The organism is Streptomyces sp. NPDC029466, from assembly GCF_055574515.1.
The window spans coordinates 37,868-57,942 of the sequence record NZ_JBVHZH010000053.1 but is presented as its reverse complement, the minus strand read 5'-3'; the positions used below and the strand labels follow the sequence as shown (position 1 = coordinate 57,942).

The following is a 20,075-nucleotide window of genomic DNA, read 5'->3' as shown; positions in this document are numbered from 1 at the left end:
GCACTCCTCGGCACTGCCGTGGTCGTGCTGCTGTCGGAACCGCGCTCCACCGACCTTCATGTGGCCGCTCCCCCCCCCCCCCCCCCCCCCCCCCCCCTCCTCTCCCCCCTCCCCCCCCCCCCCCCCCCCCCTACCCCCCCCCCCCCCCCCCCCCCCGCGCCCACCAGGACGATCCGGTCCATGGCCGCCACTACGGCAGCACCTCGATGGCCAGCGCGGGGCAGCGGGCGGCGGCTTCCTCGACCGGGGCGCGCCGGGCGTCCGGCGGGGTGGCGTCGAGCAGGACGACGATGCCGTCCTCGTCACGCTGGTCGAAGACCTCGGCGGCGGACAGGACGCACTGCCCCGCACCGACGCACTTGTCCTCGTCGATGATGACCTTCATCGGAATTCCCTTTCTCCGGTGGCTTGGTGGACGTGCGGCAGCCGGACCGGCTACCAGGTGACGGGCAGCTTGTGGACGCCGTAGATGAGCATGTCGTCGCGCATCGGCACCTGGTCCGCCGGTACCGCCAGCCGCAGGGTGGGGAACCGCTCGATCAGGGCGGACAGCGCGGCCTTCATCTCCACCCGGGCCAGCTGCTGCCCGATGCACTGGTGGACGCCGTGTCCGAAGGCGAGGTGCGGGCTGTAGGGCCGGCTGACGTCCAGCGCGTCCGGGTCGCCGGAGAACTGTGTCGCGTCCCGGTTCCCCGAGGTCAGGGAGGCGACCACGGTGGCGCCGGCCTCGATGCGGTGGCCGCCCAGCTCCACGTCCTCCAACGCGACCCGGCGCAGCCCGTACTGAATGATCGTCAGGTAGCGCAGCAGCTCCTCGACGGCGCCGTCCATGAGGGCGGGATCGGCGCGCAGTGCCGCCAGCTGCCCGGGGTTGCCCAGCAGGCACATGGTCCCCAGCGCAATCATGTTCGCGGTGGTCTCGTGCCCGGCGAGCAGCAGCAACGCGCCGACGCCGGCCACCTCTTCGTCGGTGAGCTGTTCGGACCGCACCAGGCCGCTGAGGATGTCGTCGGTGGGGTGGGCGCGCTTGGCGACGGCCAGTTGGTGGATGTGCTCGTTCATCGCCATATGGGCCGCAAGGGCTTCCTCCCGGCTCGCGTCGATGCGGAGCATCCGGCCGGAGTTCTCCTGGAATTGCTCGCGGTCCGCGTACGGCACCCCGAGGAGCTCACAGATCACCAGCGAGGGAATGGGCAGCGCGAAGGCCTGGAGGAGGTCGACGGGCCCCTCGGCGGCCGCCATCGCGTCGAGGTGCTCGGCGACGATCCGCTCCACTGCCGGGGCCAGCTTCTGCATCCGGCGCACCGTGAACTGGCCGGTGAGCAGCCGCCGGAACCGGGTGTGCTCCGGGGCGTCCATCATGATGAACATGCCCGGCCGGGGCGGCGGCAGCGGAGCGTCGTCCTGCGCGGGGTCGCCGGTCCGGAGCGGTCGGCGGTTGGCGCCGAACCGCGGGTCGGTGAGCACCCCCCGTACGTCCGCGTACCGGCTGACCAGCCAGCCCTTCCCACCGTCCGGGAAGGTCACCGGCGTGACCGGCTCCTCCTCCCGCAGCGTCCGGAACTCCTCCGGGGCGCTGAAGGGGCAGGCCCGTTCCATGGGCATGGGCCTGGCGGCGGGCTGTGTACCGGCGAGGGGCTCGGGGCCGGTGGGCTCGGCGCCGGTGGTGGGCTCGGGGCCGGTGGTGGGCTCGGGGCCGGTGGTGGGCTGCGTAGTGGTCATCGAACGGTCCTTTCCAAAGGGGGCGACAGATCGGGGCTCGGGTCAACGGGGGTGTCGCAGCGGTGCGTACCGACGGCGCGCAGGTGGACGCGCCACCCCAGGAGGGCGCCGAGCGCGAGGACGAGCGGGCCGAAGACATCGGCCGTGCCCAGGGCGACCGTCTGTCCGGACAGGAACAACGGGAGCTGGACCGACAGCGTCAGGAGATTGCCGGCGTAGACGACCAGATGGCCTTTGACGAAGGCCCGGCGGCGCACCGTGCAGCGGCGCCAACTGGTCCCCTCCCCCGTGATCAGCCCCACCAGCACGCCCAGCGGCGGCCAGCCGAGCCACAGCAGCACCGGCGTGACCACGGTCATCGCGCCGTGCAGCACGAGGTGCGGCAGGAAGAAGTTGACGGCGTCCCCGGTGCGCGCGGCCAACAGGCCCTGGACACAGACGACCGCGAGGAAGACGAGCGCCTGCCGTACGGGCTCCCTGCGCACCAGCCGGAGCAGGAAGACCCCGGCGCCGGTGGTGAGGGCGAGCGTCAGCGCGACCCCTAGTTGGTGGGTCAGGGCGAAGGTCAGGGTGAACCCGAAGACGGGCGTCACGTCGATCAGGGTGCTGCGCAGCCGTTTCCGGACGGCGGCGCGGACGGCGTCCGCACCACCGGGTGCAAGGTCTGCGGCAGGGTCCACGGGGTCTCCAGTCGTCGCGGCGGACGGTGGTCGGTCCGGTGTCGTGACTCCAGAGAAACGGGCCCCGTTGACCGGTCCCGGTCGGCAACCTGACCATTGCCTGACAGCCGGAGCCGGCGTGCGCCAGCGCCGCTCGGACCGCCGGGAACCGGCGGACGCGTGCGCACGTTGTCCTCGATGACTCCATGACGTGATGGGTGACTGCCATGCTTTCCGCCTCGCCGACGAGCGACGCACCGCTGCCCCGAGGAAGCGGGCAGCGGCTGCTCGTGGTGGATGACGACCCGCGGATGACGGAGCTGCTCCAGACCACGCTGAGCCTCGCCGGGTACGAGGTCGCGACCGCCGGCTGCGGTGGTGAGGCCCTGCGCGCCTACGCGGACCTGCCCCCGGATCTGCTGGTGCTGGATGTCCTGCTGCCCGACCTGGACGGATTCGCGGTCTGCCGGCGGCTGGTGGCCAACGGGGCGCGGCTGCCGGTGCTGTTCCTGACCGCGCGGGACTCCGTCGAGGACCGGGTGACGGGCTTCGCGATGGGCGCGGACGACTACCTCACCAAGCCGTTCAGCCTGCCCGAACTCCTCGCCCGGGTGCACGCGTTGCTACGGCGGGCCGGGCGGTCGGCGGAGGCCGGCCCGCTGCTGTGCTTCGCCGATCTGACCGTGGACGAGCGCAGCCGGCGGGTCCGTCGCGGGGACCGGCTGATCGCGCTGTCGCCGACCGAGTACAAACTGCTGCGCTACTTACTGATCAACGCCGACCAGGTGATGTCGAAGGAACAGATCATGGACCACGTGTGGCAGCACCACTTCGGCGACGGTGTCGTCGAGAAGCTGGTCTCCCGCCTTCGCGCGAAGGTGGACATCCACGCGCCCGCCCTGATCCACACCATGCGCGGCTTCGGCTACAGCCTGCGGCTCCCCGAAGGCGGGTGAGATGGCCGGCTCCTGGCGCGGCTCCCTGCGGGCCCGCCTGATGGTGGGCGTCGTCCTGCTGGCGACCGTGGGCATGGTGGCCGTCAACGTGGTCTCGCTGATCGGACTGCGGCTCAACCTCGTCGACGTCGCCGACGCCACCCTCACCAAGACCCGGGAGACCGTGCAGCACCGGGTGCGCGGCCGGCACACCCCGATCGACGAGGACAGCCTCAACTCCCTGGTGCCCGACGGCCTCTACGTCGCGCTGCTCGACGACCGGGGCCGGGTGGTCGCCCAGAGCCCCGCCCGGGACCCCGACGGGCAGACCGGCTCCCGCCCCGAACTTCCCGACCCGGTCCCCGACGGCTTCGCCGAGCACATCGTCACCCTCTCCGCCGAGGGGGCGCCCGTCCCCCGCTACCGCGCCCTGAGCTTCCCCTACGGCCACTCCGCCACGGTCCGGCGCGCCCCCGGCTCACCGCCCCAGCAGTTCAGCAGGGTGGTCGTCGCCAAGAGCCTCCAGCCGGCCGAGGACGTCGTGTACTGGCTGGTCGGCGCCGACTCCGCCGCCACGCTGGCCGTGCTCGGGGGCATCGTGCTGCTCAGCCGCGGGGTGCTGAACGTCGGCCTGCGACCGCTGCGGAACATGGCCACCACCGCGACCGCGATCGCCGACGGTGACATCGACCAGCGCATCGACGTCGCCGAGCGCCACTCCGAGGTGGGAGAGGTGGGCACCGCCCTCAACCGGGCCTTCGACGAGCGGCAGCGGTCCGAGGAGCAGCTCCGGCAGTTCGTGGCCAACGCCTCCCATGAGCTGCGCACCCCGCTGACCACGATCCGGGGCTGGGCCCAGCTCCATCTGCACGGGCTGGCCCAGGACCCGGCGCTCATCGAGCGGGCGATGCTGCGTATCGAGGGCGAGGCCACCCGGATGCACACCATGGTCGAGGAGTTGCTGCTGCTCGCCCGGCTCGACCAGGGCCGCCCCCTCGCGCACGCACCGGTGGATCTCGGCGCCCTCGCCGACGACGCCGTCACCGATGCCCGGGTCGTCGACCCCGGCCGGCCCATGACCGTCGAGGCGCCCGGCGAGGTGTTCGCCCGCGGCGACGAGGACCGGCTGCGCCAGGTGCTCCAGAACCTCCTGAGCAACGCGCTGCGCCACACCCCGCCGGACACCCCGGTGTCCGTGACGGCGCGCGCCCTGCCCGACGGCACCGCGCAGCTGACGGTCACCGATCAGGGCCCCGGGATGCCCCCCGCGACGGCCGAGCGGATCTTCGAGCGCTTCTACCGCGGCGACGAGTCCCGCAACCCGACCAGCGGCGGCACCGGCCTCGGCCTGAGCATCGTCCGCTCCATCACCGAGGCCCACGGCGGCACCGCCACCGTCCACACCGCCCCCGGCAAGGGCAGCACCTTCACGATCACGCTGCCTGCCGCACGCTGACGGCGCACCGGAGGCGGACGCGGCGGGCAGTCGGGCAGGTGGGCGGGGAAGCAGGCCGGCGGCCAGGCAGGGAGACGGCCAGTCGGGCAGGCGGGCAGGCGGGCAGGCGGGCAAGCGGGCAAGCGGGCAAGCGGGCAAGCGGGCAAGCGGGCAAGCGGGCAAGCGGGCAAGCGGGCAAGCGGAACACCCCCCGGACGGCGAACTACCCGCCATCCGCCCCCCGTTGACGATATTCCTCGGGTATCTCCTGCTCGAACCAGACCACCTTCCCGGTGCTCAGCAGCGTCGCTCCCCAGCGCCGGGCGAGCTGGTCGACCAGGAACAGGCCACGTCCGCCCTCGTCACCCGCCTGCGCCCGCCGCATCCGGGGCACCTGCGGCGAATCGTCGCCCACCTCGCACCGGAGCACATCGGTGCGCAGCAGCCGCAAGGCGATCGGCCGGGAGGCGTAGCGCACCGCGTTCGTCACCACTTCGCTGACCATGAGCTCGGTCGCGTCGAGCATCGAGCCCAGGCCCCAGCGGTGCAGCGCCCGGCGGGTCAGCTGCCGTGCCCGGCCGGCCGTTTGCGGCTGGGGGCTGAGGAACCAGTACGCGACGTTGAGCGGCGCGAAACCGTCGAACCGGGCGGCCAGCAGCGCCACATCGTCATCCCGGGTGTCCGGGTCCAGGAGGGTCAGCACCGCGTCGCAGAGCATGTCCAGCGGCGGCGGGGCGACCCGCGCGGCCACCTCCTCCAGGCGGCCACGCAGCAGCTCCATGCCCGTCCAGACATCCCTGTGACGCGACTCGACGAGGCCGTCGGTGTACAGGAGCAGCGTCCCTCCGGTGGGCGCGGGCAGCTCCCAGGTCTCGAAGGGGACGCCGCCCACCCCTATCGGCGCGCCGGGCGGGACCTGAAGCACTTCCCCCGAGCCGTCCGGGTGCAGCAGCACCGGAGGCGGATGCCCCGCGTCGGCCACCAGCAGCCGCTGCGATATCGGGTCGTAGATGGCGTACAGGCAGGTCGCCAGGTGCTCGCTGCCGAGGCGCTGGGCCTGCTCGTCGAGGTGGTACAGGACCTCTTCCGGCGGCAGGTCGAGCCGGGCGAGGGTCTGCACCGTGGTACGCAGCTGGCCCATCATCGCGGCGGAGGTCATGGAGTGGCCGATGACGTCGCCCACCACCAGCGCGACCCGGTTGCCGGGCAGCGGGATCGCGTCGTACCAGTCCCCGCCCACCTGGGAGGTCTCGGCCGCCGGCAGATACCGGCTCGCCAGCCGGACACCAGTGGTCTCGGGGAGCGACGACGGCAGCATCCGGAGCTGGAGGGCGTCCGCGGCCGAGGCCTCGTGTCCGTAGGGCATCGACGCGTCGACACCGAGGGCGGTGTGCGTGGCGAGCTGGGCGGCGACGAGCAGGTCGTCCGCCGTGAAGACGGGCCGGCCGGCCGTGCGCAACAGGACGACGGTGCCCAGCAGATGGCGGCGCCCGTACAGCGGGGCAATGATCAGCCGCCGGCCCGGTGCCGGTGCCGCCGCCATGCCCGCCACGGGCTCCAGCAGCTCGGCCACCACGGACCCGATCTCCGGCACGTCACCGAACACGGTTTGCCCGGCCAGCAGCAACTCGGCAAACGGCCCGGTGACCGTCGGACGCACGGGCCCGGCGCCCCCCGCGGGCGCCGCGGTAACCGCGCCTCCCGTCCCCTGAACGAAGCTGTGCAGCCGCAGCACCAGGGCCTCGGCCGGCTGCCCCTCCCCGGTCGGCAGCGGCTCCCGCAGATGCACGAGCACCGCGTCGGCGAACGCGGGAACCGCCACCTCGCAAAGCCCCCGCAGCACGTCATCCAGGCCGACGCCCCTGGCGATCCGCCGCCCCGCAAGGTCGAGAAACCGCAGCCGCTCCGACTGCGCCTCGGGGCCACGCTCCGGGGCGGAGGCACCGGGCCCAGGCTCCGGCTTGGAGGCACCGGGGCCACCCTCCGGCTCCGGCTCCGGCTCCGCGCCACGCTCCGCCTCCAGGTCCGGCTCCAGCTCCGGCTCAGAGGCACCGGGGCCAGGCTCCGGCTCGGAGGCAGCGGATCCACGCTCCGGCTCCGGCTCCGAGCCACGCGCCGCCTCGCCCGGCTGCTGGGCCGGCGGGGCCGTGTTCGTGTCGGCTCGGGGGTGCGGCTCCATCACTTGTCTCATCCGTCCGGAGGTGCCCGGGACCGCGCGGCGCGGTCTCAGCCGCGTCGCGCGCAGTTGAGAAAGATCTGCTCCTCGGGCGGCACGTCCGAGATCTCCGGCGCGTAGGTGTACGAGGACTCCTCAACGATCGCGAAGCCCGCCTGCTCGACGACCTCACGCAGGTCGTCCCGCAGATAGCCGGACACCCGGATGGCATGGCCGAGGAACGGAATCGCGAAGTAGTCCACGTCGGCCTCCACCATCGAGAGGGCGAAAAGACCACCGGGCAGCAGCAGGTCGTGGACCATCCGCAGTACGTCGGGGATCTCCCCCCGCGGCAGCATCAACAGCGAGAAGAAGGCCGCGACGGCATCGAAGCGACCCAGGTCATGAGGGCCGCCGAGCCCGATGTCGGCGATGTCCATCCGGTGAAACGTCGCCCCGGGCACATACTCCCGGGCAAGCTCCACCATCCCGCGGGACAGATCGACGCCGACCACCTCGAACCCCGCGTCCACCAGCTGCCGGGCGGTCGGCAGCCCGGTGCCACAGCCCAGATCCAGCACCCGTGATCCGCCGGCCAGCGACCTGATCAGCCACTCAGCGGCCGCCAGCTGCCCCTTCTTGTAAGGAAACGCCTCGTCATAGCGGTCACCGATCGCGTCGAACGCCTCGGCCTGCCCCTCACGGTCGAGCCGCACGCCCTCAGCACCGGCCTCGCCGCTCTCGTATTCCGCCTCGGCGAATCCCTTACTCACCCATTGCACCTCTTTATGTGCATTCACTCAATTATATCCGCCACACCCCTCCCATCCGCCACGGCCCGCCTCACCCCGCACCCGCCAAGCGCCCACGACCAGCCCACCCCAGCCCACCGAACAACCCCACCGAACAATCCCGCAGAACCCACAGCAGCACCGGAGTTCACCCCCCCGCCCACCCACATGCCCCCACACGCAAAACGGCCCCGGACACAAAGCCCGGGGCCGACAAGAACGCCGCTACGCAGCAAAGCCACAGCCCACCGCGTCCACACTCAGAGCCCCCTGTCGGATTCGAACCGACGACCTTCGCTTTACAAGTGGGGTCGAATCCGTGATCAGGAGTGTTGGATCAGGCTGGGTGGTGCTGTTCTTGCTGGTCAGCGCCACCCAGCCTGGTGCTGAGTCCTGCTTTCGGCACCTATTGCTCCGCCGTCCGCTCACGCATCGCTCACGCAGGGAAAGCTTCGACGCGGCGACGATTGAGTCCAAGGCCCCTCGTCCCGAATGAGGGTCGGGCGGGGGTGACGCCGAGTGGTTGCTGTTTCAACTGGTCAGAGCATTGGGGTGGGGGTATCGGGTGGCTTCGACGGGTCTTGGGGGGCGGGCCGGGCCCAGACGGCCCTCAGATTCTCTGGCTCGGTCCGAGGTCACCTCTCCGGCCTCGCCGAGACCTCTGGCATCTTTCGAGGTTCATCGGATGGCAGATTTCCCAAACGGAGTGCTCTAGCTGAACCAGCTCATTCCACCGGGCGCGCGCCTAAGAAAACCCAAACCGTGTGCTCCACGCGGTAGCTGGCGCTGGGTCACTACGGTTCCTCTTAGTCGGCGAAGCGAGGTCTGGTCCAACAGGCGGACCAGCCCGCTCGGTTGGCCATGTAATGAGGCATCGAGAATGGGGAGATCGACATGGAGTACAAGTTGCTGCTCATGACACTCGCCGCGCAGTTTGCGGTGATCACCGCGCTGCTGGGCGGGATTGTGTCGAGGGTCGGCGGGGCGGCCATGACGGGCGCAATTCGTGCGGGGGCGGCAACCTTCGCTGCCACGATGACCCTTGCTCTGTTGGCCATGTCCAAGGTTGGGCTGATGTAGCCGTGGGCGAACGCCGAAGCGAGAGCCGAGTAAGCCTGAGGGGGAGAGCGGGGATGGAAGTGAAGAGTGGGGCACAGCTCGAAGTGGGGCGGCTGACGCGCGCTCTGGCCGAACGCCTAAACGCACAGGACGCGTGCCGGACCGTTATTGGTCTGATCTATCTGCGCAACCGGGCGAGGGAGCAGCCCGCGGACATCTGGGGCGGCGGCGGACCCTCCTGGACCTGGCTCATCGCGCAAACGCGAAAGCCTCAACCTCTGGGCCCCCGCGTACAGGAGTGTCTCTCTGCCTGGCTGCCGGCGGGGCTCAGTGCGGATGGTGTGGACATGCGCCGAGACTTCGTACCGACTCTCCCGGCTACGGTCGACAGTCATCTGAGACAATTGATTGGGGCCATCGACCGCGTGGAACGAGTAGGCGACCTACTCGAACAGTGCCTGGAAGAACTGTCGTCCGCTCAGGCCAAGGGGGGCCACTACTTCACTCCCCGCGACATTGTGCGTCTGCTGGTCGAGGCGGTATCTCCGCAGGACGGGCAAAGGGTGCTCGATCCGGTCTGCGGGTCCGCCGGGTTGCTAGTCGAAGTCGAACGTCAGGTGCGTGAGCAGACCGGCCTCCGTACGAACGTGTCACTTACAGGCCGTGATCTGCACGCGAACACACTCCAGATCGCCCAGTTGAACCTCGCTGCCCGTGGGATTGAGGCGGACCTGGGGCAGCCCGTCGACAGTCTTGCGCGCCCAGCCGAGGCTCAGTACGACATTGTGCTGGCCAATCCGCCGTTCAACATGGGGCCATGGATGTCCCGTGACCCGGGCCGGAATGACCCACGCTGGCCAGAGGAGGCGCCGCCGCCCCGAGACAACGCCAACTTCGCGTGGATTTTGCACTTTGTGCATGCTCTTGCCCCGCAGGGCAGGGCCGCATTTCTGATGGCTGACGGTGCGGCTACCGGGTTGCGGCATGCCGAGCGGAGGATTCGCGAGCTACTCGTCCGCCGAGATCTCGTCGAGAGCGTTGTGGCGCTACCTCCCGGAATCTTTCCCCATACACGCAACTCCAGTTGCCTTTGGCTTCTCAATGGTGACAAGAGCCCGCACAGAGGCTGGGGGAGTGAAGACCGACGGGGCCAGTTCTTGTTCATTGATGCCAGAAAGGCCAAGGAGCTGGTGCCCGGCACCCGGCAGTGGCGACTAGCTCCTGACGGCGTGAGGGGGATCCTCGAAACTTTGGCCGCGTGGCGAGGCCCGTCGCTGGCGGAAGGCACGGCGTGGCTCGGCTACAAGGACGAGCCGGGCTGGTGCGTCTCCAGCACGGTCAAGGAGGTTGCTGCATGCGATTTCGATCTGCTGCCGCCTCTGTACACCTCCGAGCTGGACAACGGTGATCCGACGGGGCTGTACCGCGTGGAGGCGCTCAGAGAGGGGCTCTACGCAAAGTTCGGCCAGGCCCACGCGCTGGAGCGCGACCTGCGACGTGTTCTGGATGAGTTGTGAAACCTGACTCCGTGACGCGGGCCGGCAGGTGGATGAGCATGCCGCTCGCCAACGCGGCCGAGGACCTGTACGTCACATACGGCATCAGCGACCGCAACTTGCCGGACCACCAGGGAGCCGTGCGGACAGGCGACATTCGGCACGGTCGTATCACCACCCAGCAACCCGGTCGAGCGGGCACAGCCGAATCAAGGAAGACCCGGGCAGCTCTTCGGCGGGACGACTTGGTCGTCGTGCTTGTTCGGCGGGCAGGTGATGCGGCTCTGGTCACCGAGGAGCATGAGGGATGGGTCGCGACCCGGAGCGTTGGCATCGTCAGGTCCAAAAGCCCCTCCGTTACACGGTGGCTGAGAATCTGGTTGCGGACGCCCCGTGCCAGGGCGTGGATCGACCGGCACGTCAGCGCACACGTCGAACCGACCCTGAGTCTGGATGCGTTGAGGAAGATGCCCGTTCTGTTCCCGCCACGGGAGCAGTGCGAACGGATCGACGAACTGGTCACCCTCATCGAGGCTAAGCTCGCCCTCAATCTGAGCATCGCCGCTGACGCGATGGAACTCGCCGATGCCTATCACGCGGTCTGGACACGGCACCGTCCGTCCTGGCCTATCACCGAATTTGGCAAGGTCGCCCGCGCGCGGACCGGAAGATCAGCACCGGCCTCCGTTGGTGAAAGTGGCGTCCACACCACCTGGGTCGCACCCTCTGACGTCCTCAACGCTCCCCTGCCGTACATCGGAGCCACCGACCAGCAAGGCCCCGCCGAATCCGGCGTCGTCTGCGATCCGGGCACGATTCTGATCGCCACTCGGGCGGCGGGCGGGCGGGCCGTCGTCACGTCGCTGCCCGCCGCTGCTGGGCGAAGCGTGCTTTCGGTGCACCCCGCCGATCCCGTGGACCGATGGTGGCTCCTGCACGAACTGCGCTCCCGCGGCGCGGAGCTCGCCGATGCGGCTCAAGGCCGGCACGCGCGCGAAATCACTCAGCGCGCCTTCGGTCGGCTCCCCGTCTCCTGGCCGGACCTGGAGGTACGAGAGCAATTCCATCGTGTTGCGGAACCACTGCACAAGGTGGCTCAGCAGGTGCTCGACGAGAACAAATGCCTGGAAGAACTTCTCGGTACGTTGTTGCGTGAAATTTCCTCAGGAGCAGTTGGCCAGCCGCCCGTCGGCCACGAGGGAGACAAGTGGCAGCGATGAGGGCGTGACATCTTCTCGGTCGCGTCGCGCGGTCTTCGAAGCAGTGCTTCAGCTGGCCAGGAGGAGGTTGCACGGAGGCCATACGGGTGGAGGCGCTGGCACGCGTGAGTGTCCGCTGAGGCCGCCGGGGGATTTCAAGCCAGGTCCCCCACCAGCAGGTCAAGAGTCGCCTCTTCGTGGAGTGCGACGCCGAGAGCGGTCATGGCAGGCCCGAGGCCCGGGTCCCAGTCCGCGTCGACCGGCACGCCGTCGAGTGGTAGTTGAGGGACGCCCTCCGCCCGGCTGGCAGCGGCGAGGCGTTCGTAGTCCTCGGCGCCCATGCGCCAGGGCAGGGCTTCGTAGCGGCGGATGATCCGGTTGGCCAGAGCGATGCCCGGCCAGTCGAAATCGCCGTGATAGGCGAAGCGACAGCCGGTGGCGGCGAGGGCGTCGAGGAGTGTGAGGACCACCGTGGCGGCGCTTCCGGAGGTACAGACCAGGGGCTTGGCGCAGGCCGCATCAGCTGCGGCCTCTACCACGCGCGGGTTCTCGCAGATGTGCATGACGGTTCCAGCCGGCAGTTGGAGCTGGAGGTCGAGCAGATCGCGCGGTGTCAGGTGGGTCTCGGCATTATGGGTGGCGCGCTCTCGCAGCGATCGCTCTCGCCAGCCCTCGCCGGTGGGCCGGAGACCGTAGGTCAGCACCGTGCTGGAGACCTCGTCCGGTGTGACGGAGACCAGCCGCCACAACGCGCGACGGCCGGCTGCATTGCTGGGGAGTTCAGTGTCATGGGCCAGCGCGACGCCGCGTTGGACGAGCCGGGCGAGCCAGGTGCCGTCGTCCAGACCGTGCGCCGAACCGGTCGCCGTCGCGGCGAGCTCTCCTCGGCCTCGCGTGCCGGTGCGTTCCCGGTCGAGCAGCACGGTGAGTACCTGGACCGCCTGCTGAAGCGTCCGCACTGCCGCCTCGGGTGTCAGCCCTCTCGGAACGCCGGTGCGACGCAGTATCTCGGACCACTGCCGGGTCCACTCCTGCCCGGCGAACGGAGAGGCGTCGAGAGACGAGGTGAGCGACGACCACACGCGCCGGCGCTGTGCCGCGTCGTCTTCGCGGGCCGCGCGGCGGTCGGTGAGCGGTGGGCCGAGTTCCTCCAGGACCTCTCTCAGTCCGAGTCCCGCGGCAGAGGAGCGCAGGCGTGCGTCGAGCGCGTCGAGCCGCACCGTCACGGCCGTACCTGTGAGGGGTTTGCCCAGCAGGAGCGACAGGGCGTTCCGTTCCTGCGCACTCACCGCGGTCAACCGGAGGGAACCGGTGGACTGCACGCCGTTGCCTTCCAGACGTTTGCGTACCGCACCCCAGAGCCGGGCGAGACCTGGTTCTGCCAGCCAGTCGCGGGTGGAGGCCGGGAGCCCGCTCATACCGATGCCAGTCGCCGGTGCCGGCCGTTCCAGGTGTAGTGCAACGTGGCCACCCCGCGCACATGGGGGTCGCGGAGGCACTCGTAGATGTGGAGGGACGGAACCTCAGCCCAGTTGCCCATCAGCCGCTCGCTCGTGAGGACGAAGTCGAGATCGAGATCGACGAGGATGCGGCCCAGGCGTCCGTGGGTGGGTTCGTCGACCTTGGCGAAGGCGTCGTCCAGGAGGATCAGCCGCGGCGCGTGCGGGGCCGACTCGGCGAGACTGGTGAAGTGCGCGGCGGCGGCTGCGAAGAGGACGAGGTACGAGAGCACGCGCTGCTCTCCCTGGCTCAAGCCAGTGCGGCCGGTCAGTTTCCTCCTGCGCCCTGGGGCCGCGTCCTCGACCACGAAGGTGTGGAAACGGAACCATGCGCGGTAGTCCAGCGCGGTCCGCAGATGGGCCGTGTAGCCGGCCGAAGGGTCGGCACGGCGGGCGTCCTCGATACGGCGTTGCAGCACCTCGCGCAGCTGCTCGGTCTGCTCACGCGTCCGGAGGCTCGACGGGCTGCGCAGCAGCTCGACGGCCGCCCGCACGTCCGCGTCCACGTCCTCGTCGAGCTTCCACAGCAGTTCCACGCCGAGACCGTGCGAGGTCCGTACAGTCTTCAGCGTGTCATTGAGAGCCGCGACCAGGTTGGCCGCTGTGATGACCTGCGCGGAGAGATGATCACCGAGCTCGCCGGTCAGGAACCGCTGGAACACCTCGCTCTCGCGCTCAGTGAGCCGCCCCTTCGCCTCCGCGGACTGTACGGCGATCCGCTCGCCCACGACCGCGACATCGTGCGAGCCGTGGTCGTCGAGCAGGCGGCACACCTTGATGCCGTCGCGCTCCTCAAGCTGTGCGTCGTATCCGCCAGCCAGTTGGTCGCGGAGCGCCGTGTGCCGCTTGAGCAGGGTGTCGTCCGACACCTCGCCCCTCGAACGGTTGAGGGCCTGCTCCACCGCGTCGGCCAGTGAGCGCAGCGCGCGCAGACGGTCGCGGACGTCCGAACCGGGGTTGTCCGCTACCTGGCCGGGCAGAGAGGATCGGTCCAGACCCGCCCCGCTGATGACCTCCGGGCGGTCGAGAGCCTCGCGGAGGGTGCGGCCGGCGTCGAGGACTGTCGTCTCCTGGTCTGCCAGCTCCTCGCGCAGGCGCTTCTCCTCCTCTTCAGCACGCACACGCAGATCGCGGAGTTCGCTGTGGGCGCGCTCTGCCGCCGGGATGGCACCGGCGGCGTTCGCGATGCGTTGCTTGGCGTCCTGCTCGCGGGTGAGGACCTCCTCCTCGGACGATCCGACAGCCACCTCGCGGGTCCGCAGATCCTGTTGTGCGGTGCGCAGTTGGTGGAGGCGAAGCCGGTAGTTTCCTTCCGCCTCCAAGCGCCCCTCTCGGGCACACTCATACCGCCTGTCGTCCGCCTGGCTTCCGCCGAGCCGACCGACCGTACCGCTGACCGCTCTGCGCAAGTGACCGATACCGCTGAGCAAGGACGCCAGTGCGGTGCGTACGCGGTCCAGGGCGGTGGCGTCGGTGGGCAGGTCATGGGCGGTTGCGGTGGCGTCCGCCTCGGTGCGCGCCGACACGGCGAGAACGCGGGCGTCCTCGGCCAGCCGTGCCGCACGGGTCGCCTTGGCGGTCAGCTCCCGCAGCGCCTCCTCGTCCGAGACGGTCCTGCTCCAGGCGTCGGAGAGCTGCCGGGCCCGGGGAAAGTCCCGTTCCGCGAGGGCGAGGGCTCGCCGTCTGGAGTCGGCTGCGGCGAGTTCGGTACAGGCGTCGGTCAACCGCTGTTTCGTCTGCCCGAGCTGGCCGTTCAACTCAGAGAGGACGCGCCGCCGAGTCTCGGCGCGTACGGCTGCCCCCACGTACTCGGCGACGCTCTTGTGGTGTCGGCCGCGCAGAGCGCCCAGACGCCAGCTTCCGTCGTAGTGGACCACGCTGGCAGCGGCAGTCTCCGAGGCCGGTACGAGCGCGATGGCGGCCAGTAGGCGTTCGACGTGCTCGGACGTGATGCCGCACTCCGGCTGCGGGGCCGGGCGCAGCGCCGAGGCGAGAGTCTGTACTCCCAGCAGCTCAGGGCCGGGCTGGAGAAGCGTGTCCCGGGCGAGGGGGTCCAGAAGGGCACCGTCCGCGCTGACCCACGCGTCGAGGATTCCGCTTGCCTCCAGCGCCGCCTCCAGGCCGGCCCGGTCGGCGGAGGTCACGTGCTCCGCGAAGTCCACCAACCGGTAGAAGGGCGCTCCACCGGCCGGGTTCCTTTCGGCGATGCGGTGGTACGGGGCCGGCGGCTCGGGGTCGGTACGCCGCTCCCAGTCCTGCCTCTCCTTCGACAGGCGGTCGATCTCCTCGCCGAGCCGGGCGACGCCGAGCGCCAGCCCATCGCGGTGCCGGGTGAGGTCATCGGCGTACGGCTCTAGGGCCGCATGGGCCGTCTGACGCGCGTGGGCATCGATGTCGGGCGGCAGCGTGCGCTCCGAGAACGGGGCGTCAGAGGAGGTCTCGCTGGCTACTTCAGCGAGGACGGCATCCAGGGGCGGGCAACCGGGCCCCGCTGCGGTCCGCGTGCTCTCCACCCACGCGACGACCTCGTCGGCGTACCCACAGCTCTCCTCGGCGACCTTCTCTCGGCTCTCTTCGACACGGCCGGCGGCCTCCTCTGCCTCGCCCTCCAGCCGTTCCCTCTCCGTGTCGGCCTGAGCTGCCCTGGTCCGGGCTTCGTCGGCCTTCGAGGAAAGACGGGTTACCTCCTGGACCATCCGTGTCCGGTTCCGTACGACCGCTTCGACAGTTTCCAGCTGTCCCTGCCAGGAGCGCAGCCCGGCCTCTGTCGTGGCCGTGTCCACGCGAACCACCGGCCGGTGCCGTACGGTCTGCGGTTCCCCGTCCGGGCTCGTCAGCTCCGCCTGCGCAGCCTGGGAGCGGACCATGCGCGGCAGGGCAACCGCGTCGCCGAGATGTCCGGTGGGGAGCCCTGCCTTCTCCGCCTGGGACAGCAGCTCGCGGTGTTCGCTGCCCAGCTCGGTGAGCCGGCTCCCTAGGTCTTCGACACCCTCGGCCAGTCGTTCGGCCGCGCCTTCTTCCGCCTCGTGTGCGTTTCGCAGGGCGGTGAAGGCGGTCATGGCCGTGGTGTGCAGGGCCTCCACCGTGCTGCGGCGTTCCGACAGCTCGCGCAAGCTGCGGTAGGCGTGGCTGGCGTGCAGGGCGGCAAGGTCCGTCTGGGCGGCCTGTTCCTCTTCGCGCAGGGCCTCCAGCCCGGCTTCCGACTCCTCTTCCCGCCTCTTCAGGTCGCCCGTTCGCTGCGCGGCATCCCCGGCCGTTCGGCGTCGTCGGGAGAGGGCGTCCAGTTCCCGGCTCACGTCCCGGGCCGAGGTGCGCAGGACTCCGGCGAGGTAGCGGCGGTAGTCGGCGAGGAACGTGCTCAGCGCCGCGTCGGTACGTTCCAGGCGGCCGAGTTCGTCCCGTACGGCGTCCAGGTCGTGGAGGTTGCGTGCCACCTTCTCGACCACGTCCTCGTCGAGGCCGGGCAGGGTCTCGCTCAGCAGGACAGCCAGGCCCCCATGTTCGATGCGGTCCCCGACCGTGGGACGTCGCAGCCGGTGGAGGAGCTGGGTGAGATTGCGGTAGCGCGTCGCGTCGGTGATCCCGAAGAGATCCCGCGCTACACGGGCACGGTGGCCGACCGCTCGGTCCGTCGCGTTGTCGGAGCCGACGATCTCCTTGAGCCGGTCGACGGGCAGCGGCTTGCCCGCTTCGACCAGGAGCAGGTCTTCACCGACCCGCAGCGGGGTAACGAAGAAGGTCGGCACCACCTTCTGCGTCGACTTCGAGGCGCGGACGGCGACGCCGAGCGTCAGATAGCGGTGATCGCCGCCCTCGTTCGTACCCCGGAACTCCACCCACAGGTACCCGAGGCGGTTGGTCTGTTCGAACCCGTCCAGCATCAGCCAGGTGAATGTCGTCCGCCCGGTGCCGGTCGCGTCCAGTGCCCGGGAGTCGCCGTCCAGCAGGTACGGGAGCAGCATTTCCAGGGCCTTGGACTTCCCCGCGCCGTTCTTGCCGCGCAGCAGCAGCCGCCCGTCACCGAAGGCGAACTCCTGCTCGTCGTACTGCCAGACGTTCTGGATGCCCGCGCGGTGCAACCGGAAGCGGGTACCCGCCGTCGTCTTCGACGGGCCGGACCGGGGCAGCGGGATGAGGCCACGTGCGTCAGCGGTCATAGCGGCAACTCCTGCTGTGTTTCGGTAACGTCGCGGTTTGCGGCCGCTGTACGCACGGTGACACGGGTGGCGTAGCGGGCCGCTGCTGCGAGCAGTACCCAGCCCTCGCCGCCGGGCCTGGCCCCGCGGACGTCGGTCACCTGACGGCCTTCCGGCAGCTCTTCGGCGTACCCTTCCGGCAGTCCTTCTCCCTCGGCGCGCAGTGGACCGGCGGGGGCCATCAGCCGCATGCGGGACAGCAGGTCCAGCACGGCTTCCCGCAGAGCGTAGAGATCTTCCAGGTAGCCGCGCTGCCAGTTGCTGCGGTCTCCGTACTCGGCGACCAGGTCAGCCAGCAGCTCATCCACGAGGCCGTCCGGAACGGCCACCCCGACGACGAGTACGCCGCCGGTCGCCGGATGTCCGGGATCGGGTGGACGAAGCCGTTCCACGAGCCGTTCCACCAGCAGCAGCGCGGCTTGGGCGACGGTCCCTGTTCCTGGAAGGTGGAGATCGGTCAGCTCCTCCTCGGGGTCGACCAGTGCCACACCCTCGGCGCGGATCTCCGTGTCCAGGCCGAGGAGTTCGAGGAACGCCTGAGCTTCCCGGCGCTGGCGGGTGCGAAGCCAGTCGCGTTCGGCGTCGGTCAGCTCATCGAGATGAACGACAGGCGTTTCGACGAGCATCCGGCGCACGTAGGTACGAGGTCCTCCGAACCCCGGCTCCGCCGCCCGACGGACCAGATCGGCGCCGTCCCGGGACTGGGCCAGCGGTCCCGCGACGACGACGCGAGCAAGCTCGCGGTCCACCGTGATCAGAGCTTCCCCGCCAGCTTCCTGGGCGATGGCGGCCACCTGGCCCTCTGTCTCGACGAGAACACCCCACTCGACCAGCTGGCGCAGAGCCGCGACCAGGGTCCGTTTCCCGGCCGCCCGGCTCGTCTCCTCCAGTTCGACGTCCGCGTCAGCCGCCGCGGCCCGGATATCAGCGACCAGCTGCGACAGCAGCATCTGCTCGGGCGCGGTCACCAGCACCGAAAGAGCCAGCGCGAGGCAGGCGTACGTGTGCGGGGTGAAGGGGGTACCGGTGGACCGCACGAGCCGGTGTCCCGCCCGTGCTCCCAGCCCGGCCTTGAACAACCGGGCGTAGGAGCTGTCGACCAGGAGGCGATAGCCGAGCACTTGCTGGAACCGTTGGCCCAGCCAGTCGGCGTGCCGACGGACCAGCGGGAAGAGATCGGCGTGCGGGCCCTCCGACGTGACCAGCGGATGGGCGAGCAACAGCCTTGCAGCAGTACGACGTTCGGCTGCCAGGGTCACATCGTGTGCGGAGGGGAGGGTCATGACACGCTCACCTCCGCCTCACCGTCGGCCGTGGCTGAGGTCCGGCCGATGACCAGCTCCAAATCGTCCAGGAGCATGTTCCCGTCGGCCGAGTGGAGGAGCGTCCGGGCGCCCGCTGTCCGGTGCACGGTGAGCCGGATGCCCAGATCTGCGTCCTCGCTCAGCGCCGCGTCCAGACCGAACTGCGGCGTTCCGTCCCCGTCCGCACCGGCGCGCCGCTCGAGCTGCGCGTTCCCGAGTGCCGTGGCCAGCAGCTCCAGGAGGAGGCTCAGCGCCGCCGAAGTGAGCCGTACATCGTCGAAACGGCCCGACGCGCTGCGCAGCTCGTCTGCCGCTGCTTTCCTGGCCGCCGCCCGCTCACGCGCGGCCTCTCGTAGCCGCTCCTTCTGCGCGGAGTGGTCCTCCGCGGAGGCCGTCCGGCCCCGCTGTGCGCGGCTGCCCCTCTCGCGCAGCGCGACCGGGACCTCGACCACCGGGCCGGTCCACCAACTGGTGTAGGCGGGCACCACTTCGTCGGTGGCAGGTGGTATGCCCAGGTGGCGGGCGCCGTACAGCCCGAAGGCGGCGACGGCGATGTCGTGCGCGTCCTGCGGTGCGGCCTCGTCGAACCACCGGGCCAGCCGCAGCAGGTCCCGGCGGCGCGACATCTCCCCGGTGGCCGAACGCAGCATCCGCTTGGCGTTGGCCAGCAGGGACTGGAGGGCCCGCAGGGTGGCGTCACGCAGTTGATCGACCTGGCTGCCCTGACCATCAGTGTTGCTGAACCAGCCGCGCAGCCCCTGCCAGTCCGCGAGCTCGCGCCCGCGGCTGCGCTGCACCCGGGTCTCCGAGCGACCTTCGCTTTGCGGGGAGAGCCCGGCAAGGAGGCCCTGGGCCTGGGCGTCCAGTCGGTCCAGCAGGGCCGGAAGGTGCGGCCACAGCCTGTTCAGTGCCGCCGAGATGCGGGGCGCGCGGAAGGCCACGTCCTCCGTGATCGCCTCGACGTAGTCCAGGAGCAGTTCCTTGAAGCCCTGGTACTCGGCGCTGTCCAGGTCGTACCGGGCGAGCACCTGGCCGAGGTAGGCGTAGAAGTCCCGGATGGAGTCCGCGAACTCGGCGAACTGCACGAACAGCGTGCTGATTCGCTCCAGTCCGTCCTGCGGAGCGATACCGCCAGGCTCGGTCACCAGCTCGGCGAGCTCCCGGAGGCCGCGCTCGACCAGGGCCAGCAGCTCGTTGCTCACTTCGCGTGCGGCATCGGCCTCGGCCAGCACCCCGTCGGCGTCTCGCTGGATCCGTTCGCCCAGCCTCGACAACTGGTAGCGCGCGCGGGAACGCTGGTAATCGGTGATGCTGGACGCCTTCACCGTGTGGCTCCCGCGCAGCAGGTTGCCCCACCTCTCCAGCTGTTCCAGCCGGGCCGTGAGGGTGTCCGCGTCGAGCCCCGCACCTGGTCCGCCGAACTCACGCAGCTTCGCCAAGACGTCCGGAACGGCCAGGTCCGCAAGGAGCGTCCCGCAGAAGACCCGCATGATCGCGATGTGCTCCAGCCGCTCCGGCGCGCTCAAGTAGGCGTACGCATCCAGCCGCCTGCGCGCCTCGTCGTCGCCGGGTTCTGGCTGTGTACCGGGTGCGGGTGCCTCCATGCTTGCGAGGCTACTTGGAGC

At 70.2% G+C, this 20,075-nt stretch carries 14 protein-coding genes; 5 read left to right on the top strand and 9 right to left on the bottom strand.

Translation table 11 applies throughout. The features are described 5' to 3' along the window. Positions 1 to 190: 190 nt before the first annotated feature. The 3 genes from ACZ4XD_RS31680 to ACZ4XD_RS31670 form a co-directional block, all read right to left on the bottom strand. Positions 191 to 385, bottom strand: coding sequence for a ferredoxin (locus tag ACZ4XD_RS31680; RefSeq protein WP_042147102.1), 195 nt, complete (start codon positions 383 to 385; stop codon positions 191 to 193). A 50-nt stretch (positions 386 to 435) separates the two neighbouring features. Next, complete coding sequence (locus ACZ4XD_RS31675; RefSeq protein ID WP_468047771.1) at positions 436 to 1,605, bottom strand: cytochrome P450; 1,170 nt, start codon at positions 1,603 to 1,605, stop codon at positions 436 to 438. A 113-nt stretch (positions 1,606 to 1,718) separates the two neighbouring features. After that, positions 1,719 to 2,402, bottom strand: a complete 684-nt coding sequence (locus tag ACZ4XD_RS31670) for a DUF3159 domain-containing protein (RefSeq protein ID WP_468047764.1) — start codon at positions 2,400 to 2,402, stop codon at positions 1,719 to 1,721. A gap of 206 nt (positions 2,403 to 2,608) precedes the next feature. Here ACZ4XD_RS31670 and ACZ4XD_RS31665 point away from each other — a divergent pair, with 206 nt between their 5' ends. Continuing rightward, positions 2,609 to 3,337 (top strand): response regulator transcription factor, encoded by a 729-nt coding sequence (locus ACZ4XD_RS31665; RefSeq protein WP_468047769.1) that lies wholly within the window; start codon positions 2,609 to 2,611, stop codon positions 3,335 to 3,337. Between the two features lies 1 nt (position 3,338). Continuing rightward, positions 3,339 to 4,772 (top strand): sensor histidine kinase, encoded by a 1,434-nt coding sequence (locus ACZ4XD_RS31660; protein WP_468047762.1) that lies wholly within the window; start codon positions 3,339 to 3,341, stop codon positions 4,770 to 4,772. Positions 4,773 to 4,974: 202 nt separating this feature from the next. On the opposite strand, the gene ACZ4XD_RS31655 is transcribed toward ACZ4XD_RS31660, so the two are convergent. Continuing rightward, a complete protein-coding gene (locus ACZ4XD_RS31655) occupies positions 4,975 to 6,930 on the bottom strand; it encodes a SpoIIE family protein phosphatase (protein ID WP_468047760.1) in 1,956 nt (651 codons plus the stop codon). Positions 6,931 to 6,977: 47 nt separating this feature from the next. Further along, positions 6,978 to 7,679 (bottom strand): class I SAM-dependent DNA methyltransferase, encoded by a 702-nt coding sequence (locus ACZ4XD_RS31650; protein WP_468047758.1) that lies wholly within the window; start codon positions 7,677 to 7,679, stop codon positions 6,978 to 6,980. A 912-nt stretch (positions 7,680 to 8,591) separates the two neighbouring features. Between ACZ4XD_RS31650 and ACZ4XD_RS31645 the strand changes: the two genes are divergently transcribed. From ACZ4XD_RS31645 to ACZ4XD_RS31635, 3 genes are read left to right on the top strand one after another with little or no spacing between them, the layout of a single operon-like run. Continuing rightward, a complete protein-coding gene (locus ACZ4XD_RS31645; RefSeq protein ID WP_468047756.1) occupies positions 8,592 to 8,777 on the top strand; it encodes a hypothetical protein in 186 nt (61 codons plus the stop codon). A 53-nt stretch (positions 8,778 to 8,830) separates the two neighbouring features. Then, complete coding sequence (locus ACZ4XD_RS31640) at positions 8,831 to 10,273, top strand: N-6 DNA methylase (RefSeq protein ID WP_468047754.1); 1,443 nt, start codon at positions 8,831 to 8,833, stop codon at positions 10,271 to 10,273. A gap of 38 nt (positions 10,274 to 10,311) precedes the next feature. Next, positions 10,312 to 11,472 carry a restriction endonuclease subunit S domain-containing protein gene (locus ACZ4XD_RS31635; RefSeq protein WP_468047752.1) on the top strand — a complete coding sequence of 387 codons (1,161 nt, stop codon included), beginning with the start codon at positions 10,312 to 10,314 and terminating at the stop codon, positions 11,470 to 11,472. Positions 11,473 to 11,606: 134 nt separating this feature from the next. On the opposite strand, the gene ACZ4XD_RS31630 is transcribed toward ACZ4XD_RS31635, so the two are convergent. From ACZ4XD_RS31630 to ACZ4XD_RS31615, 4 genes are read right to left on the bottom strand one after another with little or no spacing between them, the layout of a single operon-like run. Continuing rightward, positions 11,607 to 12,869, bottom strand: coding sequence for a TIGR02679 family protein (locus ACZ4XD_RS31630; RefSeq protein ID WP_468047750.1), 1,263 nt, complete (start codon positions 12,867 to 12,869; stop codon positions 11,607 to 11,609). Further along, positions 12,866 to 17,107 carry a TIGR02680 family protein gene (locus tag ACZ4XD_RS31625; RefSeq protein WP_468047748.1) on the bottom strand — a complete coding sequence of 1,414 codons (4,242 nt, stop codon included), beginning with the start codon at positions 17,105 to 17,107 and terminating at the stop codon, positions 12,866 to 12,868. Before ACZ4XD_RS31625 ends, ACZ4XD_RS31630 begins: the two co-directional genes overlap by 4 nt. Then, entirely contained in the window at positions 17,104 to 18,429 is a 1,326-nt protein-coding gene (locus tag ACZ4XD_RS31620; protein ID WP_468047746.1) for a TIGR02678 family protein, read from the bottom strand. The genes ACZ4XD_RS31625 and ACZ4XD_RS31620 overlap by 4 nt, the downstream gene beginning before the upstream one ends. Next, positions 18,426 to 20,054, bottom strand: a complete 1,629-nt coding sequence (locus ACZ4XD_RS31615; RefSeq protein ID WP_468047744.1) for a TIGR02677 family protein — start codon at positions 20,052 to 20,054, stop codon at positions 18,426 to 18,428. The genes ACZ4XD_RS31620 and ACZ4XD_RS31615 overlap by 4 nt, the downstream gene beginning before the upstream one ends. Positions 20,055 to 20,075 lie beyond the last annotated feature (21 nt).